Here is a 25,775-nt window from a genome sequence, read left to right as displayed (position 1 = left end):
GGCGGCGCGGCGGCGCGCGAACGCGGCAGATCGTATCAGCAATGATTCGCATTACTGAAGACGGGGTCGCCGAGCACCGAAGGCGCAGAAATTGCTGCGACACTGGCGTCATGCTGACCGTCAACAAGCTCATTCCCGGCGCGCGCGGCCTCGCGCCCGCCCTCGTCAAACGTGCCGCGGGCGTCGAACTCGACTGGGACGTGCGCCAGAAAAGCCGCTTCGACGCCACCGACTCCGCGGGCCGCGTGCTTGGCGTGTTCCTGCCGCGAGGCACGGTGGTGCGCGGTGGCGATGTGCTGGTGGCCGAAGACGGCTCGCTGATCCTCGTGCGCGCCGCCTTGCAGCCGGTGCTGGTGGTGAAACACTGCAGCGAACACGGCTCCCCGTTCGACCTGCTGCGCGCCGCCTACCACCTGGGCAACCGGCACGTGCAGCTCGAATTGAAACCCGATCGCCTGCAACTCGAACCCGACCACGTGCTGGCCGACATGCTGCGCCAGATGCACCTGATCGTGACCGAGGCCCAAGCCGCCTTCGAACCCGAAAGCGGTGCCTATGCGGCCGGCGGTTCGGCACACGCCCACGCGGGGCACGACCATGGCCACGCGCATGACCACGCGCACGAAGCCAAACACGACCACCACGATCACCACGACCATTCGCATGACCACGCGCACGGCAAAGGCCACTCGCATTGAGACACGGCGCCGCAGCGCACTCGCACGCACGCCGTCTTCTCCAGCCACCGCGAGCGCACTGCTGCAGCTGATGTGGCTGGCCTCGCCGGCCTTGCCGGTGGGCGGCTTCAGCTATTCCGAAGGGCTGGAAGCGGCCGTCGAAGCCGGTTTGGTCACGAACGACGTCACGGCATCGGCCTGGCTGCTCGACCAGCTGCAACTGAGCCTGGCGCGCAGCGACATCGCGGTCGTGAGCCGCGCCTTCAAGGCCTGGCAGCGTGGGGATGCCGCCGCCATCGCCGAACTCAACGCCTGGGTCACGACCACGCGCGAAACCAGCGAAGTGCGGCAGCAGACCGAACAGATGGGCCGTTCGATGGTCGAGTGGCTGAAGAACCGCGGCCTCGCCGACGAACGCATCGCACAGCTCGCGGCGCTGACCCCGGCGCCGACCTGGCCGGTCGCCTTCGCGCTGGCCGCAGTGCAGACCGTTGCGCCGCTGCGCGATGCGTTGATGAGTTTTGCCTTCGGCTGGGCCGAGAACATGGTGCAGGCCGCGTTGAAGGCCGTGCCGCTCGGGCAGAACGCCGGGCAGCGGGTGCTGGCGGCGCTGACGGCGCAGATTCCCGGCGCCGTCGACCACGCCTTGAAATTGATGGACAGCGAGCGCCAGGCCTTCACTCCGATGCTGGCGATTCTTTCGGCGCAGCACGAAACGCAGTACTCGCGCCTGTTCCGCTCTTGACCTCGGAGTGAACACAATGCGGCAACAAAGCCGCAAAGAAGCAGCGACATGATGCGCCCCATGGTTCATGCCCTGATCGTCGACGACGACGCCGAATTGCGCACGCTCGTCGCCGACTACCTGCAACGCTACGGCATGCGCGCGACCGCGGTGGCCGACGGCGCCGGCCTGCGCCGCACCCTGCCGAGCGGCCTGCCCGGCACGGCCGACCCGTTCGACGTGCTGCTGCTCGACCTGATGCTGCCCGACGCCCACGGCCTCGACCTGTGCCGCTGGGTGCGCGAGAAGTCTTCGTTGCCGATCATCATGCTCACCGCGCAGGGCGACCCGGCGAGCCGCATCGTCGGGCTCGAAGTCGGTGCCGACGACTACCTGCCCAAACCCTTCGAGCCGCGCGAACTGGTCGCACGCATCAACGCGGTGTTGCGGCGCAGCGGCACGGCGCGGTCGGCCGTGCCGGGCGACAAGGCGGCGGTTCAACGTTTCGAAGGCTGGGTGTTCGACCGCCTCGGGCGCCAGCTCACCTCGCCGCAGAACGTCGTGGTGGCCTTGTCGAGCGCCGAATTCAGGCTGCTCTCGGCCTTTGCCGACCACCCGCGCCGCGTACTCAGCCGCGAGCGCCTGCTCGACCTGTCGCACAGCCCGGGCGTGGACGTGACCGACCGCGCTGTCGACCTGGCGGTCTCGCGCCTGCGCCAGAAGCTGGGCGACGCAGCCGCGACCATCCGCACCGTGCGGGGTGAAGGTTATGTCTTCGATGCCGACCCCAAGAGTTGACGCGCCGAAGAAGCGCTGGTGGGCCGACACGCTCTTCAAGCGCCTCTTCGTTCTGATGTGGGTGGCGTTGGTGCTGAGCCACCTGTGCGCGCTGTTCGTGGTGCACCGCTTCGCCGCGCTGCCGGACAGGCCGACCGGCGAGCCGGGCGGCTTGCCGGTGTTGTCGTCGTTGCCTCCTGGCGGCTTGATCGCCGACGACCGGATGCGCGAGCCCGGCCCGGGCGGCCCGCCGCCCGACGACGCGTTCGGCGACGACCGACCCGGCAGACCTCCGCCTCCACCCGGCGACGGCCCGGGCCCGCGCGGCGGCCTGCCCACCGAAGTGCTGTGGCTCGACTACTTCGTGCGCTTCGTCGTCATCGGCATCGCGGCATGGCTCGGTGCGCGCTGGTTGTCGGCACCGATGCGCCGGCTGGCCGAAGCCTCGGGCACGCTGGGCAACGACTTGGCGCAACACAAGCCGCCCGCGCCGCTCGACGAACGACACGGCACGCTCGAAGTCCGCCAGACCGCGCAGGTCTTCAACACGATGGCGCAGAGCCTGCGTGCGCAGTTCGACGCGCAAGGCCTGCTGATGGCGGCGATCTCGCACGATCTGCGCACGCCGCTCACCCGGCTGCGCCTGCGACTCGAACAGTTCGCAGGCCAGCCACAGGCGGCCCGCTGCATCGAAGACGTGCAGGAGATGGACGCGCTGATCGGCAACGTGCTCGGCATGATGCGCGACCGCCACGCCGCCGAAGCGCGCCAGCGCATCGACGCGCACGCGCTGCTGCAGTCGCTGGCCGACGACCTGCACGAGCAGGGTGAGCCGGTCGAGGTGCAACCACTCGAAGCGGGCTCGGTCCCGCCGGTGGCGCTGGTGCGGCCGACTGCACTGCGGCGCGTCATCGGCAACCTGCTGGGCAATGCGCTGCGGCATGGCGGTTCTGCACGTGTGGCGGTGCGGGTGCACGCGGAACAAGTGCACCTGCTGATCGAAGACGACGGCCCCGGCATTGCCGAAGCGCAGCTCGAAGCGGTATTCCAGCCGTTCTACCGCGCCGACCCGTCGCGCAGCACGGGCGGCGTGGCGGGCTCCGGCCTCGGCCTCTACATCGCGCGCGAGCTCGTGCAGGCCGAAGGCGGGCAACTCGTGCTGGCCAACCGGCCCGAGGGCGGGCTGCGGGCCACGGTGGTGCTGGCGCTGGCTTGAGCGGAGGCGGTTGCGAATGTGTCGGGCCCGACACATTCGAGCGAAAGCCGCGACACACACGGCCGTGAAACTCGTAGCTGTTCTCTACGCGCTCCGGATTCCATGCACAACGACACACACGATCACGATCGGGGCCTGGCCCACGACCTTCAGCAACTCGGCGCGAAACTGCTGCAACGCCGCCGTGCGCTGCTCTGGCTCGCCGGTGCCGGCGCGGCCCCGCTGCTGGGCTGCGGCGGCAGCGACTCCGACTCGGTCACCACCGCGACCATCGGTGGCACCACCACGACGCCGACCACCACCGGCACGAGCTGTGCCGTGATCCCCGAGGAGACCGCCGGCCCCTACCCCGGTGACGGCTCGAACACCGCGAACGGCAGCATCGCCAACGCGCTGGCGCTGAGCGGCATCGTGCGCAGCGACATCCGCACCAGCGTCGGCGGCGCCACCGGCACCGCGGCCGGCGTGCCGTTGACGGTGACGCTCACGCTGGTGAACACCAACGCCAGCTGTGCCAGCCTGGCGGGCTACGCGATCTACCTGTGGCATTGCGACCGCGACGGCAAGTACTCGATGTATTCGAGCGGCGTGACCGACCAGAACTACCTGCGCGGCGTGCAAGCGACCGACGCCAACGGACAGGTCACCTTCACAACGATCTTCCCGGCGTGTTACTCCGGCCGCATGCCGCACATGCACCTCGAGGTCTACCGCAGCCTGGCGACCGCCACCGCATCGACGAGCAAGATCAAGACTTCGCAGATCGCCTTTCCGATCGCCGACTGCCAGACCGTGTACGCCACCACCGGCTACAGCCAGAGCGTGAGCAACCTGGCGCAGATCAGTTTCGCCACCGACAACGTGTTCAGCGACGGCACCACGCTCGAGATGGCGACCGTGAGCGGCAGTGTCGCGGCCGGCTATGCGGCGAGCCTCACGGTGGGCATCGCGGCCTGACGAAGCGCTGTGCCCTGCTCATGGCGCCGCCATAATCGGCGCCATGAGCAGCCTTCATTCGATACCGAACCGCACCCGCAAACTCCCCCCGCTGCGCGTCGGCGTCGGCGGCCCGGTGGGTTCGGGCAAGACCACGCTGGTCGAGATGCTGTGCAAGGCGATGCGCGAGCAGTACGACCTGGTCGTCGTCACCAACGACATCTACACCAAGGAAGACCAGCGCCTGCTCACCGTGGCCGGCGCGCTCGAGCCCGAGCGAATCATGGGCGTGGAGACCGGCGGCTGCCCGCACACGGCGATCCGCGAAGACGCGTCGATCAACCTCGAGGCAGTGGACCGCATGCTGGGCAAGTTCCCGAACGCCGACATCGTCTTCATCGAGTCGGGCGGCGACAACCTGGCCGCCACCTTCAGCCCGGAACTCTCGGACCTGACGATCTACGTGATCGACGTCGCTGCCGGCGAGAAGATCCCGCGCAAGGGCGGCCCGGGCATCACGAAGAGCGACCTGTTCGTGATCAACAAGACCGACTTGGCGCCCTACGTGGGTGCGAACCTCGACGTGATGGCCGCCGACACCAAGCGCATGCGCGGCGCGCGGCCGTTCGTGATGAGCAACCTCAAGACGAACCAAGGTCTGGCCGAGGTGGTGAAGTTCATCGAGACCAAGGGCTTGCTGGTCTCGTAGGCGGCCGGTTCAGGCGACAGCTGGCTGCTCGCCGCCGAGCGCGTCCATCAGGTCGGGGATCAGGTGGCGCAGCTCGCCGGTGGCGATGGCTGCGTCGGCGTCGAAGGCTTCGTCCTTGCCCGGTTTGCTGCCTTCGAACACGCCGTCGAGGAACGTGATCTTCTTGATCTGCATCGCATCGGTGAGCATGAACGACACGCGGCCCTGCCAGGTGAGCGCGAGCCGCGTCGGCAGCTTGCCCTCTGCGACATGGCGGCGCACTTCGTCGGTGTCGAGCGGGTGGCGCGCGTAGCGCACGACCGACTTCATCTCGTCGGCCGATTTCAGCTCGCACTCGCGGTCGACCGAGAAGGCCTGCGGCGGCTCGCCGGTGGCGAGCCAGCGGGTCATCGCGACCGCCGGCGACTCGACCGTCTGCACCGGCGTGATCGCCAGCCCGTCGAAGGACTTGACGAGCAAGGTGACCACCTCGTCGGCGCGCGCCGGGCTGCCGGCATCGACCAGCAGCAGCATGTGCTGCGCGTCGAGCCAGACGTTGATGGCGGATCGTTTCGTGAAGGCCTGCGGCAGCAGTTCGAGCAAGGCCTCGTCCTTCAATTCCTTCTTCTGCTTCTTGCTCGGCTTGCGGCCGCTGGTCTGCTCGATGTGCGCGGCCATCTCGTCGACGCGGCGCTTCACCACGGCACCGGGCAGCACTTTGGTCTCGGTGGTGAACCTCAGCAGCACCTGCCCGGCCACCACCTCGGCCAGCGGCGCGTGGGCCACACCGCGCGGTTCGCTCCAGCCGGCCGAGACCGGCTGCGTGGCACCGCACTCGACGAAGCGCGCCTGCTCCAGGCGCTCGAGCATCTGTGCCGCACTGACCGACCAGCCGGCCCCGATGCGGTACACGATCAGGTTCTTGAACAAGGGAAAACTCTTTCGGGAAAGGGCCCGCAGGCCGGACGGGCGCCACGCGGCGCCGGGGAAGACACGCGCTCGGCGCGTCAGCGGATCGTGGTGGCGGCGCTCTGCAGTGCCTTGGCGGCACCCGCGCCGATCGACGCACCGAAACGTTTGGCCAGGCGCTCGGCCACGTTTTCTTTCGGCGTGTAGTCGATCACCTCTTCGGCCTTGACGACCTCGCGCGCCACGTAATCGAGGCTGCCGAGGTGGTCGATCAGGCCCATCTTCAGCGCCTGCTCGCCGTTCCAGAACAGGCCGCTGAACATCTCGGGGGTTTCTTTGAGGCGCTGGCCGCGCCCCTCGCGCACCACGCCGATGAACTGCTGGTGAATCTGGTCGATCGTCGCCTGGATGTAGGCGCGCTGTTTCGGCGGCAGGGGCGAGAACGGATCGCCGATGCCCTTGTTCTCACCGGCGGTGATGAGCCGGCGTTCGATGCCGAGCTTTTCCATCAGGCCGGTGGCGCCGAAGCTGTCCATCAGCACGCCGATCGAGCCGACGACCGACGCCTTGTCGGCATAGATCTCGTCGGCGGCCACGGCGATGTAGTAGGCGCCCGAAGCGCAGGTTTCGGAAACGACGGCGTAGACCTTCTTCTTGTGCAGCGCTTTCAGGCGGCGGATCTCGTCGTACAGGATGCCGGCCTGCACCGGGCTGCCGCCGGGCGAGTTGATGCGCAGCACCACGGCCTGTGCACTGGCGTCTTCGAACGCACTCTTCAAGCCGGGCATCAGGTTCTCGGCGCTCGCTTCGGCGCCGTCGGCGATCTCGCCGTGCACTTCGATCAGCGCGGTGTGCGGCCCGGTGGGCGCGGTGCTCGCATGGCGCGACGAGAAGATCGCCCAGACCAGCGCCACCATCAGCAGCAACCACATCCAGCGGAAGAAGAGGCGCCAGCGGCGCTCGCTGCGGCGGTCGCGCAGGTAGTCGCGTGCGAACTGCTCGGCCACGCCGTCCCACGCCGAGCGGGCGGGCGCCGGTGCGGGTGTCGAGGCCGACGGGAAGGAAAAGTGGTCGTCGCTTTGGCTCATGGGATCAATCAACGAACGCGGGGCGCGTGTCGCGGGAAGGATACCAATACACCTGCCCGTCGCGTTCTTCCACGTCCATCGCCGTCAGCTTGCCACGCCCGCAGGGGCCGCCGGCGCAGCGGCCGGTGAGCGGCTCGTAGGCGGCGCCGTGCGTGGCGCACAGGATGTAGGCCTTGTCGTCGTCGAGAAAGCGGCCGTGCTGCCAGTCCATCTCGGTGGGCACGTGCAGGCAGCGGTTCAGGTAGGCCACGAGTTGGCCGTCGAAGCGCAGCACGAAAGCACGCGCCGGCTCGCGAAAGTGCAACACGTCGAAGACATGCGCGTCGCCGCGCTCGATGAGTTCGGCCGACGCGCACAGCGCCACCGCAGGCAGGCTGCGTGGTTCATCCATGGCGCTGCAACCAGTCGCTCAGCTCGGCGGTGGAATGCGCGACCATGCGCGTCTCGAAACCACTGAACGCTTCGTGGTGGTGCGCGCCGTAGCTCACGCCGATGCTCGCGGTGCCGGCGTTGGCGGCGAGCTGCAGGTCGTGCGTGGTGTCGCCGATCATCAGCGTGCGCGAAGGCTCCACGCCGAGCTGGTTCATCAGCTCGTTCAGCATCAGCGGGTCGGGCTTGGACGCGGTTTCGTCGGCGGTGCGGGTCGCGTCGAACAGGCCCTTGAGCACCGACGTGTTCAGGGCGTCGTCGAGGCCGCGGCGCGACTTGCCGGTCGCCACGCCGAGCAAATGGTTGCGCGCCTTCAGCGCTTGCAGCATCTCGGGTGTGCCGTCGAAGAACACCAGCTCGTGCTGGCGCGCGAAATAGTGGTGGCGGTAGCGGTCGGCCAGTTCGCGGTAGCGTGCTTCGGGCAATTCGGGGGCGGCATGCTGCAAGGCTTCTTTCAGGCCCATGCCGATCACGTAGCTGGCCTGCACGTCGGTGGGCACCGTGGTGCCGAGGTCGGCGCAGGCCGACTGGATGCAACGCGAGATCAACGCGGTGGAATCGAACAGCGTGCCGTCCCAATCGAAGACGATCAGGTCGAAATTGCGGAGTGCGGTCATGGGTGGGCGGTCTGCGCCAGCGCGTGGATCAAGGCTTCGCATTCTGCCGGCAACGGCGCGGCGAGCTCGATCACCTCGTTGCTGCCGGGGTGCGTGAAGCGCAGGTATTTCGCGTGCAGGAACATGCGGTCGAAACGGCAACCCGGCACGGCAGCACCGCGCGCCATGGCCTTGTTGAGCGTGAAGTCGCCGTACTTCTGGTCGCCGACGATCGCATGCCCTTCGTGCGTGAGGTGCACGCGGATCTGGTGGGTGCGGCCGGTCTTGATGGTCACGTCGAGCAGCGTGAATCCGGCGAAGCTCTGCGCGATCCTCACCAGCGTGATCGAACGCCGGCCGTCTTCGTGGTCTTCGTCGACCGCGTGCACCCGCCGCTCGCCGCCGGCGCCGAGCGTCTTGTGCAAGGCCACGTCGATGACCTTGCGGCGCGCCGGCCAGGCGCCGATCACGAGCGCCGCATAGGTCTTGCCGGTTTCGCGCTGGCGAAGCTGGTCCTGCAGCGCGACCAGCGCCGAGCGCTTCTTCGCGATCAACAGCAGGCCCGAGGTTTCCTTGTCGAGCCGGTGCACGAGTTCGAGGAACTTCGCCGTGGGCCGCGCCTGCCGCAGCTGCTCGATCACGCCCGAGCTGACGCCGCTGCCGCCGTGCACCGCCACGCCGGCGGGTTTGTCGATGGCGATCAGGAAGTCGTCTTCGTAGACGACCGGGAATTCACGCGCGGGTGCCGAAGGCGCTTCGCGGCGCTCGGCTGCACTGGGGGAGGTTCGCACCGGCGGGATGCGCACCTCGTCGCCCAGCGCCAAGCGCGTGTCGGCCGCGGCCCGGCCCTTGTTGACCCGCACCTCGCCGGACCGGATCACCCGGTACACGTGGGTCTTGGGCACGCCCTTGAGAAGCTTGACGAGGAAGTTGTCGAGCCGCTGCCCTTCGGAGGCCTCGTCGACCACGACACGGTGCACGGCCGGGGCTGCAACGCTGGCAACAGCCGGGTGAACCCCGGTTTGGTTGCCGGATGGAGCCGCTGGTTTGGCCCCTATAATGCGTTGCACCACGTTACTGCGATAAGTGTTTGATTCTTCAGAGTTTAGTCTCGGGATCGACAACGCAGCAGGTGGCCGCCGGGTTAGCTGCCCGGCAAAAGGTGATGCAACGCCCTGGTGCGTGCGGCGGGCACCGTCCCCAAGTGACGGCGCGGCCGACAGCCCGAGGCGGCAGAGCAAACAGAACACGAGCCCAATCAAAAGGTTTTCCCGGGCAGGAGACCGATTCGTGCCGATCACGGCGTCGACCTCGAAGCTCCTGCCTGCGTCCAGCGGACTCCAGCGGATGTTGATCCCCACCCCCGAACCACGGCGCCCTGTGCGCTCAGCTCCCAGGCCAAGAGCCTGCGTCGAGCTGGGCGCGCCCGGCGTGGCTCGCCGGTGCCCAGCACGCGCCAGCCTCGCTGACACGCACGCGCCAACGCTGCGTTGACAGGGCGGGCAGCCGGTCTTCCGGCCGCTCGTCGCTGTTGCAGTCCAGGGCGACACCCTTCGGCACCGCGTTCGTTTCCTCGTGCATCGAATCGTCGCCCACCGGCCATCGGCCGGAGGCGGCAGTGGGATGTGCGCGGCCTCATGAAGCCGCGCGAAGGAGTGCACACATGAAACGCATGCTGATCAACGCGACGCAGCCCGAAGAGCGCCGCCTGGCCATCGTCGATGGCCAGAAACTGATGGACTTCGAGACCGAGATCGAAGGCCGCGAACAACGCAAGGGCAACATCTACAAGGCCGTCGTCACGCGCGTCGAGCCCTCGCTCGAAGCCTGTTTCGTCGACTACGGTGAAGACCGCCACGGTTTCCTGCCGTTCAAGGAAATCTCGAAGAACTACTTCCGCGAAGGTGCGAGCGTTCGCGACGCACGCATCCAGGACGTGATCTCGAACGGCACCGAGCTGCTGGTGCAGGTCGAAAAGGAAGAGCGCGGCAACAAGGGCGCGGCGCTCACCACCTTCGTGAGCCTGGCCGGCCGTTACCTGGTGCTGATGCCGAACAACCCGCGCGGTGGCGGCGTGAGCCGTCGCATCGAGGGCGAAGATCGCGAGGAGCTGAAGGAAAACCTCGACCAGCTCGAGTACCCCAAGGGCATGAGCCTGATCGCCCGCACCGCCGGCATCGGCCGCTCGGCACCCGAGCTGCAGTGGGACCTGAACTACATGCTCAAGCTCTGGACCGCCATCGACGGCGCTTCCAAGGCCGGCAAGGGCGCGTTCCTGATCTACCAGGAATCGAGCCTGGTGATCCGCGCGATCCGCGACTATTTCACCGCCGACGTCGGCGAGATCCTGATCGATACCGACGACATCTACGAACAGGCCCAGCAGTTCATGGCCCACGTGATGCCGGAGACGGCGCACAAGGTCAAGCGCTACCGCGACGACGCGCCGCTGTTCAGCCGCTTCCAGATCGAGCACCAGATCGAGACCGCGTTCTCGCGCACCGTGAACCTGCCCTCGGGCGGCGCGATCGTGATCGACCACACCGAGGCGCTGGTCTCGGTCGACGTGAACTCGGCGCGCTCGACGCGCGGCTCCGACATCGAAGAAACCGCGACGCGCACCAACCTCGAAGCCGCCGACGAGATCGCGCGCCAGATGCGCCTGCGCGACCTCGGCGGCCTGATCGTCGTCGACTTCATCGACATGGAAGAGTCGAAGAACCGCCGCGAAGTGGAAACGCGCCTGCGCGACGCGCTGCGCCAAGACCGCGCGCGCGTGCAATTCAGCTCGATCAGCAAGTTCGGCCTGCTCGAACTCAGCCGCCAGCGCCTGCGCCCGGCGCTGAGCGAAGGCAGCCACATCACCTGCCCGCGCTGCAACGGCACCGGCCACATCCGCGACACCGAATCCAGCGCGCTGCAGATCCTGCGCATGGTTCAGGAAGAGTCGATGAAGGACAACACCGCCGCCGTGCACGTGCAGGTGCCGGTGGAGGTGACCTCGTTCCTGTTGAACGAGAAACGCACCGAGATCACGAAGATCGAACTCAAGCAGCGCGTGACCGTGCTGCTGGTGCCGAACAAGACGCTCGAGACGCCGAACTACCGCCTGGAGCGCCTGCGCCACGACGACCCGCGCCTCGAAAATCTGCAGGCCAGCTACACGATGATCGACGAGCCGGAAGAAGAAGTCGGCATCACGCGGCGCGAGAAGACCAAGGCCAAGCAGGAGCCTGTCATCAAGGGCATCCTGCCCGAGACGCCGGCGCCGGTGGCCGTGCCCAAGCCCGCGCCTGTCGCGGTGGCGCCCGCGCCCGCTCCCGAGCCGGTGGTGGCTGCGCCGGCTCCGGCAGTGGCCGGCGGTGGTTTCTTCAGCTGGATCAAGAGCCTCTTCGGTGGTGACTCTGCAGCGCCGGTCGTTGCAGCTCCGAAGACCGCCGCGCCGGTCGTGGCCAAGGCCACCGAAACGCGCGATGGCCGTGGCGAACGCGGTGACCGCGGCGGCCGCGGTGGGCGCGGTGGCCGTGACGGCAAGCGCGGCGAGGGCCGTGGCGAAGGTCGCAACGAGGGCCGCGGCGACGGTCGTGGGGATGGCCGTGGTGAGGGCCGCGGCAGGCGCCCCGAACGTGCCGAGCGCCCGGCGGGTGAAGAAGCAGCGGTGCGCACCGAAGGCCTCGACGCGAACCGCGGCGAAGAGCGCGGTGGCCGCCAGGGCCAGCGCGATGAAAATCGCGGTGAAGGCCGGGGCGAGGGGCGCGACGGTGGTCGGCGTGGCCCGCGGCCCGAGCGTGAGCCGCGCAAGCCCAACCCGGCACCCGCCGCTGGTGCAGCAGACGAGGCCGTGTCGCCGCAGGCTTTTGTCGACACCCTGCCCGGCGCCGACGCACCTGAAACCGGTGAAGCACAAGGCGAGCGCGAAGGTGGCCGCCGCCGCAACCGCCGCGGTGGCCGCGGTGGGCGTGACCGCAACGAAGCTGCTGCCGAAGGCACTGTGGTCGAGCAGAGCACGGCGTTGAATGGTGAGGCCCTGGCCGCTCCGGCGGAAGCCGTTGGCAACGGTGCCGACACGGCGGAAGCCGACGCCGCCCCGCGCGCTGAATCGGGTGAAGGCGGCGAAGGCCGCCGGCGTGGCCGCGGGCGTGACCGCAACCGCCGCGAGCGCAGCGAAGAAGGCAGCACCGAAACCGGTGCCGCCGCTGAAGGCGTGACGACGGCCAGCACCGAGCCGGTCGCCGCCACGTACGAGGCGCCGCAAGACGTGGCGCCGGCCGTGCAGGCCGTGATCGCCGAGCCGATGGCGGAACAAAGGGCCGAGCCAATGGCCGAAGCCGAAGCCGAAGTGGCCGAGCCTGTCGCCGAAGCGCCGTTGGCGGTGCCCGTTCGGGCGGCCGTGGCCCCGGTCGTGGTCGCAGCGCCCGCCGTGGCCGCGGCGCCCGCCGTGCAGGCCCCGACCGCCGAGCCCTTCGTGCTGCCGCTGAACTCGCTGCAGGCGATGGCCGAGTCCGCCGGCCTGCAATGGGTGAATTCAGACGCCGACAAGATCCGCGCGGTGCAATCGGCCATGGCGGCCGAGCCGGCACCGGTGCACGTGCCACGCGAGCGCAAGCCGGTGCAGAACGTCGACACCGGCCCGCTGGTGCTGGTCGAAACGCGCAAGGACCTGTCGCAGATCAAGCTGCCGTTCGAGACCTCGCAAGGCCAGCAGCCGCAAGGCTGATCGCGCTCGGCGCCACAACAAGAAACGCCGCCGAGGCTCGCGCCCGGCGGCGTTTTTTTGTGCGATGTGTGCGGCTGCGCGGCTCGCGCAGCGCCCTCAGGGCAAGCGTTCCAGTGCGCGCTGGTAGACCGGCGAGTGCATCAGTTCGTCCCAGGTGAGCGGCGCGGTCTTCGGCAGCAGCGCCAGCCGGCGCGCTTCGCTGTCGGGGTCGGCCTGCCACAGGCCCTGCGCGTGGGCCTCACCCAGTTCGTCGAGCAGCGCATCGACCGCCGCGCCACCGTCGATCGACTGGTTGCACAACAGCACCAGATCGCAGCCGGCGCTCAAGGCCACGGCCGCCGCCTCGGCATAACTCACCTGGCCGCCATTGATGTGGCGCGCGCCTTCCATGCTCAGGTCGTCGCTGAAGATCGCGCCGGTGAAGCCGAGCTGCAGACGCAGGATCTCCTTCAGCCAGCGCGGCGAAAAGCCGGCCGGCAGCGCGTCGACCTTCGGGTAGACCACGTGCGCAGGCATCACGCTCGCCAGGCTGGTGCTCAGCCACTCGTAGGGTTTGGCGTCGTCGGCGAGGATCGCTTTCAGGCTGCGCTTGTCGACGGGCACGTCGACATGGCTGTCGGCCTTGACGAAACCGTGGCCGGGAAAGTGCTTGCCGCAGTTGTGCATGCCCGAAAGCAGCAGGCCGTGCATCAGGCTCTTGGCGAGCAGCGTGGCCACCCGCGCGTCGCGGTGGAAGGCGCGGTCGCCGATCACACTGCTACCGCCATGGTCGAGGTCGAGCACCGGTGTGAAGCTCAGGTCGACACCACAGGCCCGCAGCTCGGCGCCGAGCACGTGGCCGGTGGCGGTGGCGGCGTCGGTCGCCGTCAACGCGTCTTTCATCCACAGCTCGCCGAGCACGCGCATCGGCGGCAGGTGGGTGAAACCATCGGTGCGAAAGCGCTGCACACGGCCGCCTTCGTGGTCGACGCAGATGAGCACGTCGGGGCGGACGGCCTTGATCTCGCAGGTGAGTTCGGTGAGCTGCCGCCGGTCTTTCCAGTTGCGCGCGAACAGGATCAACCCGCCGGTCAGCGGGTGCGCCAGGCGGCGCTTGTCGTCGGCGCTGAGCGTGGTGCCGGCCACATCGAGCACCACGGGAGCATGGGCGTCCATCATCTTCATTCCTCGTTCTGTTCGACGACGACAAAACTCGCCGCGTAGTCGGTTTCGTCGGTGATGCTCACGTGCGCGCGCAGGCGGTTCGCCGCGAACCACGCAGCCAGCTCGCCATGCAGGCGAAGCTGCGGTTGGCCGCTCGCGGCCTTCACGACCTCGCAGGCACGCCAGGTCATCGGCATGCGCATGCCCATGCCGATGGCCTTCGAGAAAGCCTCCTTGGCCGAGAAGCGCGTGGCCAGGTAGCTGATGCCACGCGATTCGACCTTGGCGCGCCGGGCCCGGAAGACTTCGATCTCGTGCGGGCCGAGCACCCGCTCGGCGAACCGGTCGCCGCGCCGCGCCAGACTCGCCGCGATGCGGCGCACGTCGCAGATGTCGGTGCCCACGCCGTAGATCATGTTGCAGCCGGCAGCGCGGCGCGGTGGATGCAGCGCAGGTAGTCGCGCACCGTCTCGGTGTAGCCGAGCTCGAGCGCGTCGGCGATCAGCGCGTGGCCGATCGACACCTCTTGCACACCGGGCACGGCCCGCAGAAAGTCGGCGAGGTTGGCGCGGTTCAGGTCGTGCCCGGCGTTCAAGGCCAAGCCCTCCTGCAGCGCGGCCTGCGCCGTGGCGGTGAAGGCCGCGAGCACGGCAGCGCTTGCTTCGGTGCCGTGCGCCCGCGCATAACTTTCGGTGTAGAGCTCGACCCGCTCGGCGCGCAGCTCGCGCACTGCTCGCATCGCTTGCGGCAGCGGGTCCATGAAGAGGCTCACGCGCACGCCGAGCGCACGGGCTTCTTCGATGAGCGGCGCGAGGCGCTGCGTGTCGTGCGGGAATTGCCAGCCGTGGTCGGAGGTGCTCTGCTCGACGCTGTCGGGCACGAAGGTGACCTGGTGCAGCGGCAGGCCTTGGGCGACGAGGTCGCGCACCAGCTCCATCAGGTTGTGGAACGGGTTGCCTTCGATGTTGTATTCGGCCTGAGGCCACTGCCGCATCAGCTCGGCCAGCTCGTACACGTCGTGCCGGCGAATGTGGCGCTCGTCGGGCCGCGGGTGCACGGTGATGCCGTGCGCGCCGGCCTCGAGCGCCAGCGTGGCGGCGCGCAGCACGCTCGGGATGCCGAGCGCGCGCGTGTTGCGCAACAAGGCCACCTTGTTGACGTTGACCGACAGCGCGGTGGTGCCGCGGTGGGCGTCCAGGCCCGTTGTGAGCAGTGGGTTCATGGGTGCGGATTCTCCGCCATCGAACGACGACGAATGAGCTGCGCGCTCACAGGCCCTGCAGCTCCATCATCACGCGGCGGGTGCGCAGCGTGGCCGAGCCGAGCTGGTGCTGGATCAGGCCGCGCAGGCTTGTCTTCAGTGCCGCCAGGCAGGGCCGGCAGGCCTGCTGCAAGGCGGGCAGGCTGCCGTGTTCGAGGGCGGCCTGCAGGCCGACGAGCGCTGAGCCCGTCACGGCGTCTTCGTCGGAACGCGCGGCGCTCACGCCGGCCTCGGGCAGGAGCGCGTAGCGGGCGCTGCCGACCACCGGCTGCTGCGTCTGAGTGTCGACACTGAGGTCGGGCAACACGCCCACCTGTTGCAGCAGGGTGAGCTCGAACGCGCGCAAGGCGGCTTCGACCGCCAGGTCGTCGCTGTCGGCCAGCGCTGGCAGCGTGGCGGCGTAGGCGTCGAAGAGCGTGGTGTGCGGGTCGTGGCGCGCGAGCAGCTTCATCAGCAGTTCGTTCAGGTAGAAGCCGCTGAACAGCGCCGCGCCGGTGAGCATGGCCGCACCACCGGCCCACTCGGCACCACGCAAGGTCTGCACCTCACTCGAGGCTTCGTCGCGTGCCGCGCGGCCCAGGTTCACGTGGATGCGCTGGAACGGCAACAGCACCGCGCGCAGTTGGGAGTAAGGCCGCTTCGCGCCCTTGGCCGCCACCGCCACACGCCCTTGCTCGCGCGTGAACAGGTCGAGGATCAGGCTCGACTCGCTCCAGTCGTAGCGGTGCAGGACGTAGGCGGCGAGGGGCGCGGTGCTGCGCGAAGTTCGCGTCGCCATGGACGGCGTCACTCGTAGCCGTAGGAGCGCAGGTGCGCTTCGTCGTCGGCCCAGCCGGAGCGCACCTTGACCCAGAGTTCGATGAAGACCTTGGCGTCCATCAGCTTTTCGAGCTCTTGCCGCGCTTCGGAGCCGATGCGCTTGAGGCGCTCGCCACCGCTGCCGATGATCATGCCCTTGTGCGCGTCGCGCTCGACCACGATGCTGGCCGAGATGCGGCGCAGGTTGCCCTCTTCCTCGAACTTGTCGATGACCACGGTCGAGGTGTAGGGCAACTCGTCGCCGGTCAGGCGGAAGAGCTTCTCGCGGATGATCTCGCTGGCGAGAAAACGGTCGCTGCGGTCGGTGAGCGCGTCTTCTTCGTAGAACCAGGGCTGCTCGGGCAGGTAGGGTTTGACGATGCCGATCAGGCGCTGGACGTCGGCGTCCTTGCGGGCCGAGAGCGGCACGAACTCGGCGAAGTTGTGGCGCTCCTGCATGCCCTTGAGCCACGGCGCGAGTTCGGCGCGGCGGTGCACGGCGTCGAGCTTGTTGGCGATCAGGAACACCGGCTTGCCCTCGGTCATGAGCGCCAGCACCTTCGCGTCGTCGAGGCCGAAACGCCCGGCTTCAACGACGAAGAGCACCACGTCCACATCCGACAGCACGCCCTGCACGGTGCGGTTGAGCGTGCGGTTCAAGGGGGCGTTGTGCAGAGTCTGGAAACCCGGCGTGTCGACGAACACGAACTGCGCTTCGTCGACGGTGCGGATGCCGGTGATGCGGTGGCGCGTGGTCTGCGCCTTGTCGGACGTGATGCTGACCTTCTGGCCGACCAGCGCATTGAGCAATGTCGACTTGCCGACGTTCGGGCGGCCCACGATCGCGACCAGGCCGCAGCGCTGCGGCGGGCCTTCGATGCCGGTGTCTTCGAGTGGGGTGTCGGTCATCGAAACCTAGGATTGCAGCGGGCTGCCGGGGCGGTCGCTCGCCTTCAGCGCGTCGAGCATGCGGCGCGCGGCTTCTTGTTCGGCGACGCGCCGCGACCGGCCTTCGCCCGACTCGGTGAGGCTCAGCGCCGGCACCACGCATTCGACCTCGAAGGTCTGGGCGTGGGCTTGGCCGCGGGTGGCGCTGATGCGGTAGGTGGGCACCGGCAGGCGGCGCGCCTGCAGCCATTCCTGCAGTTCGGTCTTGGCGTCCTTGCTCCAGCTGGCCACGTCGGTGGTCTGGATGACTTCGCCGAACAGGCCTTTGACCAGCGCGCGTGCCGCATCGAAACCACCGTCGAGGAAGGTCGCGCCCAGCACTGCTTCGAGGGCGTCGGCGAGGATCGACGCACGTTGCGCACCACCGCCGCGGGCTTCGCCTTCGCCGAGGTTCAGCACCTCGGGCAGGCCGAGCTGCACGGCCACGCGGTGCAGGCTGTCTTCGCGCACGAGGTGGGCGCGAACGCGGGTGAGATCACCTTCGTCGGAACCGGCGAAGCGCTCGAACAGCAGGCCCGAGATCGCCAGGCTCAGCACGGCGTCGCCAAGGAATTCGAGGCGTTCGTTGTGGTCGGCACCGAAGCTGCGGTGCGTGAGCGCGCGGGTCAGCAGGCGCGAGTCGGAAAAGCGGTAGCCGATGCGCCGCTGCAAGGCGTCGAGACGGTTTTCCATGGTGAAGCTGGGCGTGGAAGCGGCGTAGCAGGGCCGGGTGGCCGGCCTTACTTCGAGCGCCCTTCGTATTTGATGAGCAGGTAGACCGGCTTGATCAGTTCGATGTCCTTGTCGTAGGCGAACTTGATCACGACCTTGTCGTTTTCCTTGGTGATCTCGAGGTCCTTGCCGCCGATGGACTGGATCGAGTACTCGATGTCCTTCTGCTTCTCGAACGCGGCGCGCAGTTCAGGCACCGTGGCAGCGCCCGAGGCGGCCAGTTTGCTCACGGCCTTCTGGATCGTGAAGTACTCGTTCACGGTCGGCAGCACCTTCATGCCGATGAGCGCGCCGAAGCCGACGACGATGGCCCAGAACATCAGCCCGAACAGCGTGACACCACGTTGGGCGCGTTTTCGGTGAAGCTCGACGGTCATGCTCTCATGCTCCTTTCTGTGCACGGGCGCGCCTCAATGGAAGGCGCCGATCCGCTTCAGATTGCCAAAATTCATCCAGACGAAGAATGCCCGGCCCACGATGTTCTCGTCGGGCACGAAACCCCAGAAACGCGAGTCCTGCGAGTTGTCGCGGTTGTCGCCCATCATGAAATAGTGGCCCGCGGGCACCTTGCAGGTGACACCTTCGGCACTGTAGCGGCAGTTCTCGCGGAACGGGAACTCGATCTTGTCTTCGGCCCCGTAGAAGGGCTGGCTTTGCGGATTCACCAGAATGCGGTGTTCGACCGCACCCAGCTTTTCCTTGAACTCTGGAAAGTAGCGCAAAGAATCTTCGTCGTAGAAGCCGGGCGGCGGGGTTTGCTCCATCGGCGCCGCCACGCCGTTGATGAACAGTTGCTGGTTGCGGAACGCCACCTCGTCCCCCGGGATGCCCACCACCCGCTTGATGTAGTCGATGCTCGTGTCCTTCGGATAGCGAAACACCATCACGTCTCCACGCTGCGGGTCGTTGTTGGCAATGATCTTCTTGTTGATCACCGGCAGGCGCACGCCGTAGTGGTACTTGTTCACGAGAATCAGGTCGCCGACGAGCAAGGTCGGGATCATCGAGCCGCTCGGGATCTTGAAGGGCTCGAACAGAAACGAACGCAGCAGGAACACGACCAGGATCACCGGGAACAGCCCGGCCGTCCAGTCGAGCCACCACGGTTGCATCAGCAGGCTGTCGCGGGCCTGGGAAACATCGCCGTCGACCTTGACGATGCCCTGGCTGGCAAGCTGCTCGCGCCGCGCGGCGTCTTGCTGTTCGAGTGTGTTGGCGGCGGCGAGCCGGCGCGGCGCGAAGTGGAAACGTTCAGCGAGCCAGTAGCCCAGCGTCACGACCGTCAGCACGAAGAGCAGCAGCGAGAAGTTGCCTGTCCACTTGCCGAAATACCAGCCTCCGAGAAAGATCGCGAGGCAGCCATAGAGCAAACCGGTCAAGGAACCCATCAGTCTTCCACTTGGAGGATGGCCAGAAAAGCTTCTTGCGGCACTTCGACGGAACCGATCTGCTTCATGCGTTTCTTGCCGGCCTTTTGTTTCTCGAGCAGCTTGCGCTTGCGCGAAATGTCGCCGCCATAACACTTGGCGATCACGTTCTTGCGAAGCGCCTTGATTGTCTCACGCGCGATGATGTTGGCCCCGATGGCTGCCTGCACCGCCACGTCGTATTGCTGGCGCGAAATCAGCTCGCGCATCTTCGCCACGACCGCGCGGCTGCGGTACTGGCTCTGGCTGCGGTGCACGATGATCGACAGTGCGTCGACCTTGTCGCCGTTGAGCAGGATGTCGACCTTCACGACATCGGCCGCGCGGTATTCCTTGAATTCGTAGTCCATCGACGCGTAACCGCGCGACACGCTCTTGAGCTTGTCGAAGAAGTCGAGCACGATCTCGGCCAACGGCATCTCGTAGGTGAGCATCACCTGGCGGCCGTGGTAGGCCATGTTGAGCTGGTTGCCGCGCTTCAGGTTGGCCAGCGTCATCACGGGGCCGACGTAGTCCTGCGGCATGTACAGGTGCACGAGCACGATCGGTTCGCGGATCTCGCTGATGCGGCCGAGGTCGGGCATCTTCGACGGGTTGTCGACCTGGATGACTTCGCCGTTGCCGAGCTCGACCTGGTAGACCACGCTGGGCGCGGTCGTGATCAGGTCCTGGTCGAACTCGCGTTCCAGGCGCTCCTGCACGATCTCCATGTGCAGCAGGCCAAGGAAGCCGCAGCGAAAACCGAAGCCCAACGCCTGGCTCACTTCGGGTTCATAACGCAGCGAAGAGTCGTTGAGCTTCAGCTTCTCGAGCGCGTCACGCAGCTGGTCGTATTCGCTGGCTTCGGTGGGGTACAGGCCGGCGAAAACCTGCGGCTGGATTTCCTTGAAGCCTGGCAGCGCGGCGGCGGCCGGGCCGAGGTTGTTCGGCAGCTTCTTCTCGAGCGTGATGGTGTCTCCGACCTTCGCGGCCTGCAGTTCCTTGATGCCGGCGATGATGAAACCGACTTCGCCGGCACTGAGGCGCTCGCGGGGCATCGACTTGGGCGTGAACACACCCAGGCTGTCGGCGTTGTAGACCGCGTCGCTCGCCATCATGCGGAAGCGCTCGCCCTTGTTGAGCGTGCCGTCGACGACCCGGACCAGCATCACCACGCCCACGTAGTTGTCGAACCAGGAGTCGACGATCATGGCGCGCAGTGGCGCTTCGAGCACTCCACGGGGCGGCGGCATGCGGTGGATCACGGCCTCGAGAATCTCGTCGATGCCCATGCCGGTCTTGGCGCTGCACGGAATGGCGTCGTCGGCGTCGATGCCGATCACGTCTTCGATCTCGGACTTGGCGTTCTCCGGGTCGGCGTTCGGCAAGTCCATCTTGTTCAGGACCGGGACCACCTCGACGCCGAGGTCGAGCGCCGTGTAGCAATTGGCCACAGTCTGGGCTTCGACTCCCTGGCTGGCGTCGACCACCAGCAGGGCGCCCTCGCAGGCCGACAGCGAACGGCTCACTTCATAAGAGAAGTCGACGTGCCCCGGCGTGTCGATCAGGTTCAGGTTGTAAACCTTGCCGTCACGCGCCTTGTATTCGAGCGCGGCAGTCTGCGCCTTGATCGTGATGCCACGCTCGCGCTCGATGTCCATCGAGTCGAGCACCTGCGCTTCCATTTCGCGGTCGCTCAAGCCACCGCAGCGCTGGATCAACCGGTCGGCGAGCGTGCTCTTGCCGTGGTCGATGTGCGCAATGATCGAAAAATTTCTGATGTGTTCCATGCTTGCTGCGATGTTCTATGTGTGCGCCTCAGCACGGAGCTACAACGGCGCAGCCGTTGCGCGGGAGGCTCATATCGCGAAGCGATGTGAAGGCCCGAAGGGCCGTGCCGTACGCAAAAAAAAGGCACGTCGATGAACGACGCGCCTTCCAACAAAACGTATGGCAACTGCTTGTTGGGACTTTCATTGTAGTCAAAAGCGCCCCGCTGCAAACCGCGCCAATGCTCGATTTCTCGTCGTTGCAGCCTTCCAACAGCAAAATCTATCAACAGCTTATCCACAAATGCTTGTGGATGGCTTGGGGATACTTTGCGGCTGCCGGATTCATCTCGAAAACGAGTCGAAACAAGCTGCTTGAAGCCCCGATTGTAGTGGCTTCAACCAACAATCTTCCATTCATTGAAATGTGAGCGTTCGCAAACTTTTGCGCCACATTCTGGACAAACTTTTGCGCCGCCGTGCTCGCCTCAAAATCTGGCCCAGACTCTCACTTGGTGGAAAGACCCGCCATGCAAGTCAACTCGGCGCCCAGCGCGATTCGGCGCCACTCACTTCGATGGCCGGATGATCAGGAAGTTGACCACGTCGCCGCGCCGCACGAGCACGGTCACCGCTTTCGACTTGTCGAGCTTGGCCACCAGCGCTTCGAACTGCTTCGCACCGGTGACCTCGGTGTTGTCCATCGACAGAAGAACGTCGCCTTCGCGCACACCGGCGCGCGCGGCCGCGCCCTCCACGCTTTCGACCCGAACACCGCCCTTGACCTTGAGCTCGCGCTTCTGAGCGTCGGTGAGATCGGCAACGGCCAGGCCGAGCGAGCCGACCGATGGCTGAGGCTTGGGTTCGCGCTCGGTGCTGCGGGCGGTGTTGCGATCGGCTTCGAACTCGACCACGGTCACGCTGAGGTCACGGTTGGCGCCGCGCCGAAACACCTGCAGCGTGGCCTTGCTGCCCGGCTTCACGCCCGAGACGATGCGCGGAAGGTCGGCCGATTTCTCGACCACACGGCCGTCGACGCGGGTGATGATGTCGCCGGCTTCCACGCCCGCCTTCTCGGCCGGCCCGCCTGCTTCGACGCTGCGCACCAGCGCACCGGTGGGCTTGCCCAGGCCGATCGACTCGGCGATGTCCTTCGTCACTTCACCGATCGTCACGCCGATGCGCCCGCGGCTCACGCGGCCGCTCGCACGCAGTTGCTCTGACACACGTGCCGCTTCGTCGATCGGGATCGCGAACGAGATGCCCATGTAGCCGCCCGAGCGGCTGTAGATCTGCGAGTTGATGCCCACCACCTCGCCGCGCATGTTGATCAGCGGCCCGCCGGAATTGCCGGGATTGATGGCCACGTCGGTCTGGATCAGCGGCAGCAACTCGCCGGTGTCGCGCGACTTCGCGCTGACGATGCCGGCAGTGACCGAGTTCTCCAGGCCGAAGGGCGAGCCGATCGCGATCACCCACTCACCCACCCGCAGGCGGTTCACGTCGCCGATGCGCACGGTCGGCAGACCCGTCGCTTCGATCTTGACCAGCGCCACGTCGGACCGTTTGTCGGCGCCGATGACCTTGGCCTTGAACTCGCGCTTGTCGTTGAGCGTGACGAAGACTTCTTCTGCGCCTTCGACCACGTGCGCGTTGGTCATCACATAGCCGTCGGCGTACAGCACGAAGCCCGAGCCGAGGCCACGCTGGGTCGGCTCACCCTCGGTGCCGGGCTGTGGAGAACGCGGCGTCGGCCGGTTCGGCATGGGAATGCCGAAGCGCCGGAAGAATTCGAGCATGTCTTCGTCGATCTCGGGCCCCGCGCCAGAGCGGCCGGCACGCGCCCGCTCGGTCGTGCGGATACCGACCACCGCCGGCCCCACCTTCTCGACCAGTTCGGCAAAATCAGGCAACCCTTGTGCGCGCACCGGCACCGCCGCCAGCGCGGTGGCGCCCAGCGCCGCACTCAGGGCCAGGCCGCTCAGCCACGCACGAGCGTGGCCCAGAGACGCCAGTCGGCCGACCGGTGTCGATGGAAAAGATTGCACTCGCATCACCATGCCCTCCCAAGGCATTGAAGAACCCAGCGCCGCACCGCCACGCGCAAAACTACTTTCGACGTTCCAGCCCCTTGGCGAACGTGCGCAGCGTCACGGGCGGCACGTCACCCACCACGGTGACCCACCAATCACCTTGCTGCTGCATCAGCGTCTGGGTCGCACCGACCGAAGCCAGCATCGGCCGCGTGTGCCGCTGCGGGTTGAAGGGTTCGATGAACAAGGACACGTAGGTCAGGCCGTCGGAATAGATCGCCTGCACAACCTGCTGCTCGGCGCCGTCCTTTTCAAGGCCGTTGGCACCCGTCATCGGTCGTTTCACGCAACTCACCTCGCGAAAGCCCGGGGCGGGCTGGCGCACGGCCCAGCCTTCGGCTTCGAGCCGCGTGGGCGTCAGCACCGGCCGCAGCAGGCGATAGCCGTCGAGCTTCTTCATCGGCTGCAGCACGCTTTCGGGCTGGAACTTGACGCCGATGGCCACGTCGGAAAATGCCGAGGTCTCGAGCACGTCACCACGCTCGCCGAGCACATCGGCGCGCAACAGCAGGCCGCTTGCATGGTCGGCCCACAGGCGATAGCCGTAGCGGAAGCTGTCTTTCGGCTTGACGAGCAGCACCTTGGCTTCGTGCCCGGCGACGCGGTCGGCACCCTGCGGATGCACATCGTAGAAATCGACGATCCGGTCGTCACCAGCCTGCAGCAGCGCCGGGAACGCGGCGGGCAACGAACGCTGCTCGACCATCGCCACGCGGCTCGCGGGCCACACCGTCTGGACCACGTCGTTGTGGCGGTACACGTGGCGCGCCTGGCCGTCGAGCGATTCGCTTCGCTCGAACTGGTTCTTGCCTTCGCAGTAGTGGGCGATTCGGGCGCTCGACACGGCACCGCCACTGGTCACGACAAAGGTGCCCTGGAAGTTCTGCCGGCTGGCCGCCTCGTGAATGCGCAGCAGCCATGCCCGAACCTCGGACGCGGGCGCAGGTGCGTCGGCACCAGCGGTCTGGGCCCTGGCCACGGGCGCAGACACGCAGGCGGCACCGGCCAGGGCCAGTGCAGAGAGTGAGCGAAACAGCATGAGGGCGCGTTTCAGAGTCTGCTCAGCGGTCTGCCGCATCGGCGGTGGCACTGCGCAAGAAGCCCGAAGGCACGCCCAGCGCCGACGTGCCGGCGAACTGCTTGTGGGCCGCAAGGTAGCGGTCGAGCCGGACGTCGCGGATCAGCTTGCCGTTGGCGACCAGCACCTGGGGGTCAGCCGACGAGATGGCCGGCGCGGAGGCGCGGGCATTCCCCGTCGCGGCCGCGCCTTGCGCCAAGGTGGCATCGGGAGCCTGCACCGCGGGCCCGCGGGTCAACACCACCACGCCGGCGACCGCGACAAAACCGGCGGCGACGACCGAAGCAGCTTTCCAGGAGCGGCGAGCACCGCTGGCGCTGGCGGCGACATGCGGCGCGGCGCCAGGCAACGCCGCGGCGGTTTCGAGCGGCCGCGGTGCGAGCACCACCGGTTCGGCTTCGAGACGCAGGCGCAACGCAGCCATGAAGCCGGCGTCGCGGGCCGGGTCGGCGGCCAGATCTTCAGAGCGCAACACGTCGCCGATCAGGTGGTAGGCGTGCCACGACGCTCGCGCATCGGCGTCGCCCCGCCACGCCGCGCAGGCCTGCGCTGCCGCCGCCTCGCCGACTTCACCGTCAACGAGCGCGGACAACTGCTCCAACCGGGCCGCCCGGTCTTCAGAATCAGTAGGCAACATGTCCATCTCCATCAATCCATCGTTCAGCCAAGCACACCCATTCCCACACCATGAACGTCACCATCGCTCACCGTCGCGCGTGTCGAGCAGCGGGCGCAAGCGCGTGGCGATGGCCTCGCGGGCGCGGAAGATCCGCGAACGCACGGTGCCGATCGGGCAATTCATCAGTTCGGCGATCTCTTCGTAGGTCAACCCTTCGATCTCGCGCAGTGTGATCGCCTGGCGAAGATCGTCGGACAGCGCTTCGATGGCAAAGTTCACAGCGGCTGCAATTTGCTTGCTCGCCAGCACGGCGTCGGGGGTTTCGCCGTCGCTGAGCTCGTTCTCGACACGCGAGGAGTCGTCTTCCTCTTCCCGCGCGGCGCGGGCCGACTCGGTCACCAGCGGGTCGCGCTTGAGCTCCATCAGGAACTTCTTGGCGGTGTTGACGGCGATTCGGTACAGCCAGGTGTAGAAGGCGCTCTCGCCACGAAACTGCGGGATCGCCCGGTAGGCGCGGATGAAGGTCTCCTGGGCGATGTCGGGCACGAGGTCGACGTCGCGCACCATGCGCCCGATCAGGCGCTCGATCCGCCGTTGGTATTTGGCGACCAGCATTTCGAAGGCCTTCACGTCACCGTTCTTGACACGGGCGATCAGTGGGGCGTCGGCATCGGGGCCGTTCATCATGGCGCGGCCATCAGAAATCGGCCGCGGCGTCGGCACCAGCCGTCTGGCGCGGTGAATACACGGCGCATCGCAGCGCATGCCAGTGCGACTCCAGACCACGCCTTTGCGCCGGAAGCCAGCGCGAACGGGTGCGCCAGCCTGTTTCGGCAGGATCGAAGCGAAGCATCATCCAGGGGCCGAGATCGATCGCCACGTGCAGCGTGCCGCTGGCAGGTTCGCGACCGGCCGATCCGGCTGGGCCGAGGTGCCACCGTTGACCGTCCCAGCGCAGGCTGACCGGCGAAACCCGCGCGGCGCTCGCGCCGAGCGCCAGCAGCGCGAGAGCCGCAGCACCGAAGCTCCAGCGAGCCGCCGCAGACAAAGTCGTGTGCTCCGACACCAGCCACGCGAGGACGAGGAGGCCACCCGCGAGCACCGTCACGAGCACGGCGGCTCGCCACACGCCGCAGCGGTCGAGCACGACCTGGAACGCCGGGGATGCGCGCATCGGCGCGTGGACGCGAAG

The 25,775-nt window shown here is 67.3% G+C and carries 27 protein-coding genes; 8 read left to right on the top strand and 19 right to left on the bottom strand.

All coding sequences use genetic code 11. The annotated features are described in order from the left end of the window. Positions 1 to 110: 110 nt before the first annotated feature. The 6 genes from ureE (at position 111) to ureG (ending at position 5,039) form a co-directional block, all read left to right on the top strand. Complete coding sequence (ureE, locus tag AC30PD_RS15390) at positions 111 to 698, top strand: urease accessory protein UreE (RefSeq protein WP_489536526.1); 588 nt, start codon at positions 111 to 113, stop codon at positions 696 to 698. Then, positions 664 to 1,422 (top strand): urease accessory protein UreF, encoded by a 759-nt coding sequence (locus AC30PD_RS15385; protein ID WP_489536525.1) that lies wholly within the window; start codon positions 664 to 666, stop codon positions 1,420 to 1,422. Before ureE ends, AC30PD_RS15385 begins: the two co-directional genes overlap by 35 nt. Before the next feature lie 48 nt (positions 1,423 to 1,470). Further along, positions 1,471 to 2,199, top strand: a complete 729-nt coding sequence (locus tag AC30PD_RS15380) for a response regulator (RefSeq protein WP_489536524.1) — start codon at positions 1,471 to 1,473, stop codon at positions 2,197 to 2,199. Beyond that, a complete protein-coding gene (locus AC30PD_RS15375) occupies positions 2,180 to 3,394 on the top strand; it encodes an ATP-binding protein (RefSeq protein WP_489536523.1) in 1,215 nt (404 codons plus the stop codon). The genes AC30PD_RS15380 and AC30PD_RS15375 overlap by 20 nt, the downstream gene beginning before the upstream one ends. A gap of 102 nt (positions 3,395 to 3,496) precedes the next feature. Further along, on the top strand, positions 3,497 to 4,351 hold the full coding sequence (locus AC30PD_RS15370; protein ID WP_489536522.1) for a dioxygenase family protein: 855 nt from the start codon (positions 3,497 to 3,499) through the stop codon (positions 4,349 to 4,351). A gap of 43 nt (positions 4,352 to 4,394) precedes the next feature. Continuing rightward, on the top strand, positions 4,395 to 5,039 hold the full coding sequence (gene ureG / locus AC30PD_RS15365; RefSeq protein ID WP_489536521.1) for an urease accessory protein UreG: 645 nt from the start codon (positions 4,395 to 4,397) through the stop codon (positions 5,037 to 5,039). A gap of 9 nt (positions 5,040 to 5,048) precedes the next feature. On the opposite strand, the gene AC30PD_RS15360 is transcribed toward ureG, so the two are convergent. The 5 genes from AC30PD_RS15360 to AC30PD_RS15340 form a co-directional block, all read right to left on the bottom strand. Beyond that, positions 5,049 to 5,948, bottom strand: a complete 900-nt coding sequence (locus AC30PD_RS15360; RefSeq protein WP_489536520.1) for a recombination-associated protein RdgC — start codon at positions 5,946 to 5,948, stop codon at positions 5,049 to 5,051. 77 nt (positions 5,949 to 6,025) lie between these two features. Then, positions 6,026 to 7,015: a signal peptide peptidase SppA gene (gene sppA / locus AC30PD_RS15355; RefSeq protein ID WP_489536519.1), complete on the bottom strand. Its 990-nt coding sequence runs from the start codon at positions 7,013 to 7,015 to the stop codon at positions 6,026 to 6,028. Positions 7,016 to 7,019: 4 nt separating this feature from the next. Next, positions 7,020 to 7,406: a Rieske (2Fe-2S) protein gene (locus tag AC30PD_RS15350; RefSeq protein ID WP_489536518.1), complete on the bottom strand. Its 387-nt coding sequence runs from the start codon at positions 7,404 to 7,406 to the stop codon at positions 7,020 to 7,022. Further along, positions 7,399 to 8,061: an HAD family hydrolase gene (locus tag AC30PD_RS15345; RefSeq protein ID WP_489536517.1), complete on the bottom strand. Its 663-nt coding sequence runs from the start codon at positions 8,059 to 8,061 to the stop codon at positions 7,399 to 7,401. The genes AC30PD_RS15350 and AC30PD_RS15345 overlap by 8 nt, the downstream gene beginning before the upstream one ends. Beyond that, positions 8,058 to 9,020, bottom strand: coding sequence for an RluA family pseudouridine synthase (locus tag AC30PD_RS15340; RefSeq protein WP_489536516.1), 963 nt, complete (start codon positions 9,018 to 9,020; stop codon positions 8,058 to 8,060). The genes AC30PD_RS15345 and AC30PD_RS15340 overlap by 4 nt, the downstream gene beginning before the upstream one ends. A 683-nt stretch (positions 9,021 to 9,703) precedes the next feature. Here AC30PD_RS15340 and AC30PD_RS15335 point away from each other — a divergent pair. Continuing rightward, positions 9,704 to 12,757 carry an Rne/Rng family ribonuclease gene (locus AC30PD_RS15335; protein ID WP_489536515.1) on the top strand — a complete coding sequence of 1,018 codons (3,054 nt, stop codon included), beginning with the start codon at positions 9,704 to 9,706 and terminating at the stop codon, positions 12,755 to 12,757. 96 nt (positions 12,758 to 12,853) lie between these two features. On the opposite strand, the gene nagZ is transcribed toward AC30PD_RS15335, so the two are convergent. From nagZ to lepA, 9 genes are read right to left on the bottom strand one after another with little or no spacing between them, the layout of a single operon-like run. After that, positions 12,854 to 13,912 carry a beta-N-acetylhexosaminidase gene (nagZ, locus tag AC30PD_RS15330; RefSeq protein ID WP_489536552.1) on the bottom strand — a complete coding sequence of 353 codons (1,059 nt, stop codon included), beginning with the start codon at positions 13,910 to 13,912 and terminating at the stop codon, positions 12,854 to 12,856. Between the two features lie 5 nt (positions 13,913 to 13,917). Further along, a complete protein-coding gene (gene acpS / locus AC30PD_RS15325; protein ID WP_489536514.1) occupies positions 13,918 to 14,316 on the bottom strand; it encodes a holo-ACP synthase in 399 nt (132 codons plus the stop codon). Beyond that, complete coding sequence (locus AC30PD_RS15320) at positions 14,313 to 15,122, bottom strand: pyridoxine 5'-phosphate synthase (RefSeq protein ID WP_489536513.1); 810 nt, start codon at positions 15,120 to 15,122, stop codon at positions 14,313 to 14,315. The genes acpS and AC30PD_RS15320 overlap by 4 nt, the downstream gene beginning before the upstream one ends. A 46-nt stretch (positions 15,123 to 15,168) precedes the next feature. Then, complete coding sequence (recO, locus tag AC30PD_RS15315; protein ID WP_489536512.1) at positions 15,169 to 15,939, bottom strand: DNA repair protein RecO; 771 nt, start codon at positions 15,937 to 15,939, stop codon at positions 15,169 to 15,171. A gap of 8 nt (positions 15,940 to 15,947) precedes the next feature. Next, a complete protein-coding gene (gene era, locus AC30PD_RS15310; RefSeq protein ID WP_489536511.1) occupies positions 15,948 to 16,868 on the bottom strand; it encodes a GTPase Era in 921 nt (306 codons plus the stop codon). 6 nt (positions 16,869 to 16,874) lie between these two features. After that, positions 16,875 to 17,579, bottom strand: coding sequence for a ribonuclease III (gene rnc, locus AC30PD_RS15305; protein WP_489536510.1), 705 nt, complete (start codon positions 17,577 to 17,579; stop codon positions 16,875 to 16,877). A 47-nt stretch (positions 17,580 to 17,626) separates the two neighbouring features. Beyond that, the gene (locus tag AC30PD_RS15300) at positions 17,627 to 17,995 is read right to left on the bottom strand and encodes a DUF4845 domain-containing protein (RefSeq protein ID WP_489536509.1); all 369 of its coding nucleotides are present in this window, start codon (positions 17,993 to 17,995) and stop codon (positions 17,627 to 17,629) included. Between the two features lie 33 nt (positions 17,996 to 18,028). Beyond that, positions 18,029 to 19,006: a signal peptidase I gene (gene lepB / locus AC30PD_RS15295; protein ID WP_489536508.1), complete on the bottom strand. Its 978-nt coding sequence runs from the start codon at positions 19,004 to 19,006 to the stop codon at positions 18,029 to 18,031. Further along, on the bottom strand, positions 19,006 to 20,814 hold the full coding sequence (lepA, locus tag AC30PD_RS15290; protein WP_489536507.1) for a translation elongation factor 4: 1,809 nt from the start codon (positions 20,812 to 20,814) through the stop codon (positions 19,006 to 19,008). Before lepA ends, lepB begins: the two co-directional genes overlap by 1 nt. 104 nt (positions 20,815 to 20,918) lie before the next feature. On the opposite strand from lepA, the gene AC30PD_RS15285 reads away from it, so the two are divergent. After that, on the top strand, positions 20,919 to 21,224 hold the full coding sequence (locus AC30PD_RS15285; RefSeq protein WP_489536506.1) for a hypothetical protein: 306 nt from the start codon (positions 20,919 to 20,921) through the stop codon (positions 21,222 to 21,224). Positions 21,225 to 21,362: 138 nt separating this feature from the next. Here the strand turns inward: AC30PD_RS15285 and AC30PD_RS15280 are convergent, their stop codons facing one another. Genes AC30PD_RS15280 through AC30PD_RS15260 form a run of 5 tightly spaced genes read right to left on the bottom strand, consistent with a single transcriptional unit; the run spans position 21,363 to position 25,757 of the window. Further along, positions 21,363 to 22,847: a DegQ family serine endoprotease gene (locus tag AC30PD_RS15280; RefSeq protein WP_489536505.1), complete on the bottom strand. Its 1,485-nt coding sequence runs from the start codon at positions 22,845 to 22,847 to the stop codon at positions 21,363 to 21,365. A 55-nt stretch (positions 22,848 to 22,902) separates the two neighbouring features. Further along, the gene (locus tag AC30PD_RS15275; protein WP_489536504.1) at positions 22,903 to 23,925 is read right to left on the bottom strand and encodes a MucB/RseB C-terminal domain-containing protein; all 1,023 of its coding nucleotides are present in this window, start codon (positions 23,923 to 23,925) and stop codon (positions 22,903 to 22,905) included. A gap of 22 nt (positions 23,926 to 23,947) precedes the next feature. After that, on the bottom strand, positions 23,948 to 24,601 hold the full coding sequence (locus tag AC30PD_RS15270) for a sigma-E factor negative regulatory protein (protein ID WP_489536503.1): 654 nt from the start codon (positions 24,599 to 24,601) through the stop codon (positions 23,948 to 23,950). Positions 24,602 to 24,658: 57 nt separating this feature from the next. Continuing rightward, complete coding sequence (gene rpoE / locus AC30PD_RS15265) at positions 24,659 to 25,267, bottom strand: RNA polymerase sigma factor RpoE (RefSeq protein ID WP_489536551.1); 609 nt, start codon at positions 25,265 to 25,267, stop codon at positions 24,659 to 24,661. A gap of 13 nt (positions 25,268 to 25,280) precedes the next feature. Continuing rightward, on the bottom strand, positions 25,281 to 25,757 hold the full coding sequence (locus AC30PD_RS15260) for a hypothetical protein (RefSeq protein ID WP_489536502.1): 477 nt from the start codon (positions 25,755 to 25,757) through the stop codon (positions 25,281 to 25,283). Positions 25,758 to 25,775: the final 18 nt, after the last annotated feature.

This window comes from Rhizobacter sp. (assembly GCF_032229685.1).
Taxonomy (GTDB): domain Bacteria; phylum Pseudomonadota; class Gammaproteobacteria; order Burkholderiales; family Burkholderiaceae_C; genus LMDS01.
Note: the sequence above shows the minus strand (reverse complement) of the source record. Positions and strands in the feature narration are given on the sequence as shown.

Excerpts from the sequence above, each read along its gene's own strand:
- AC30PD_RS15385 (WP_489536525.1), top strand. The coding sequence starts at position 664 with ATGACCACGCGCACGGCAAAGGCCACTCGCATTGAGACACGGCGCCGC.
- recO (WP_489536512.1), bottom strand. The coding sequence starts at position 15,939 with ATGGCGACGCGAACTTCGCGCAGCACCGCGCCCCTCGCCGCCTACGTC.
- lepA (WP_489536507.1), bottom strand. The coding sequence starts at position 20,814 with ATGGAACACATCAGAAATTTTTCGATCATTGCGCACATCGACCACGGC.
- ureE (WP_489536526.1), top strand. The coding sequence starts at position 111 with ATGCTGACCGTCAACAAGCTCATTCCCGGCGCGCGCGGCCTCGCGCCC.
- AC30PD_RS15380 (WP_489536524.1), top strand. The coding sequence starts at position 1,471 with ATGATGCGCCCCATGGTTCATGCCCTGATCGTCGACGACGACGCCGAA.
- AC30PD_RS15335 (WP_489536515.1), top strand. The coding sequence starts at position 9,704 with ATGAAACGCATGCTGATCAACGCGACGCAGCCCGAAGAGCGCCGCCTG.
- AC30PD_RS15300 (WP_489536509.1), bottom strand. The coding sequence starts at position 17,995 with ATGACCGTCGAGCTTCACCGAAAACGCGCCCAACGTGGTGTCACGCTG.
- rpoE (WP_489536551.1), bottom strand. The coding sequence starts at position 25,267 with ATGAACGGCCCCGATGCCGACGCCCCACTGATCGCCCGTGTCAAGAAC.
- AC30PD_RS15375 (WP_489536523.1), top strand. The coding sequence starts at position 2,180 with ATGCCGACCCCAAGAGTTGACGCGCCGAAGAAGCGCTGGTGGGCCGAC.
- AC30PD_RS15260 (WP_489536502.1), bottom strand. The coding sequence starts at position 25,757 with ATGCGCGCATCCCCGGCGTTCCAGGTCGTGCTCGACCGCTGCGGCGTG.
- era (WP_489536511.1), bottom strand. The coding sequence starts at position 16,868 with ATGACCGACACCCCACTCGAAGACACCGGCATCGAAGGCCCGCCGCAG.
- AC30PD_RS15345 (WP_489536517.1), bottom strand. The coding sequence starts at position 8,061 with ATGACCGCACTCCGCAATTTCGACCTGATCGTCTTCGATTGGGACGGC.
- AC30PD_RS15280 (WP_489536505.1), bottom strand. The coding sequence starts at position 22,847 with ATGCGAGTGCAATCTTTTCCATCGACACCGGTCGGCCGACTGGCGTCT.
- AC30PD_RS15275 (WP_489536504.1), bottom strand. The coding sequence starts at position 23,925 with ATGCTGTTTCGCTCACTCTCTGCACTGGCCCTGGCCGGTGCCGCCTGC.
- AC30PD_RS15320 (WP_489536513.1), bottom strand. The coding sequence starts at position 15,122 with ATGAACCCACTGCTCACAACGGGCCTGGACGCCCACCGCGGCACCACC.
- lepB (WP_489536508.1), bottom strand. The coding sequence starts at position 19,006 with ATGGGTTCCTTGACCGGTTTGCTCTATGGCTGCCTCGCGATCTTTCTC.
- AC30PD_RS15370 (WP_489536522.1), top strand. The coding sequence starts at position 3,497 with ATGCACAACGACACACACGATCACGATCGGGGCCTGGCCCACGACCTT.
- rnc (WP_489536510.1), bottom strand. The coding sequence starts at position 17,579 with ATGGAAAACCGTCTCGACGCCTTGCAGCGGCGCATCGGCTACCGCTTT.
- AC30PD_RS15270 (WP_489536503.1), bottom strand. The coding sequence starts at position 24,601 with ATGTTGCCTACTGATTCTGAAGACCGGGCGGCCCGGTTGGAGCAGTTG.
- sppA (WP_489536519.1), bottom strand. The coding sequence starts at position 7,015 with ATGAGCCAAAGCGACGACCACTTTTCCTTCCCGTCGGCCTCGACACCC.
- AC30PD_RS15350 (WP_489536518.1), bottom strand. The coding sequence starts at position 7,406 with ATGGATGAACCACGCAGCCTGCCTGCGGTGGCGCTGTGCGCGTCGGCC.
- ureG (WP_489536521.1), top strand. The coding sequence starts at position 4,395 with ATGAGCAGCCTTCATTCGATACCGAACCGCACCCGCAAACTCCCCCCG.
- nagZ (WP_489536552.1), bottom strand. The coding sequence starts at position 13,912 with ATGGACGCCCATGCTCCCGTGGTGCTCGATGTGGCCGGCACCACGCTC.
- acpS (WP_489536514.1), bottom strand. The coding sequence starts at position 14,316 with ATGATCTACGGCGTGGGCACCGACATCTGCGACGTGCGCCGCATCGCG.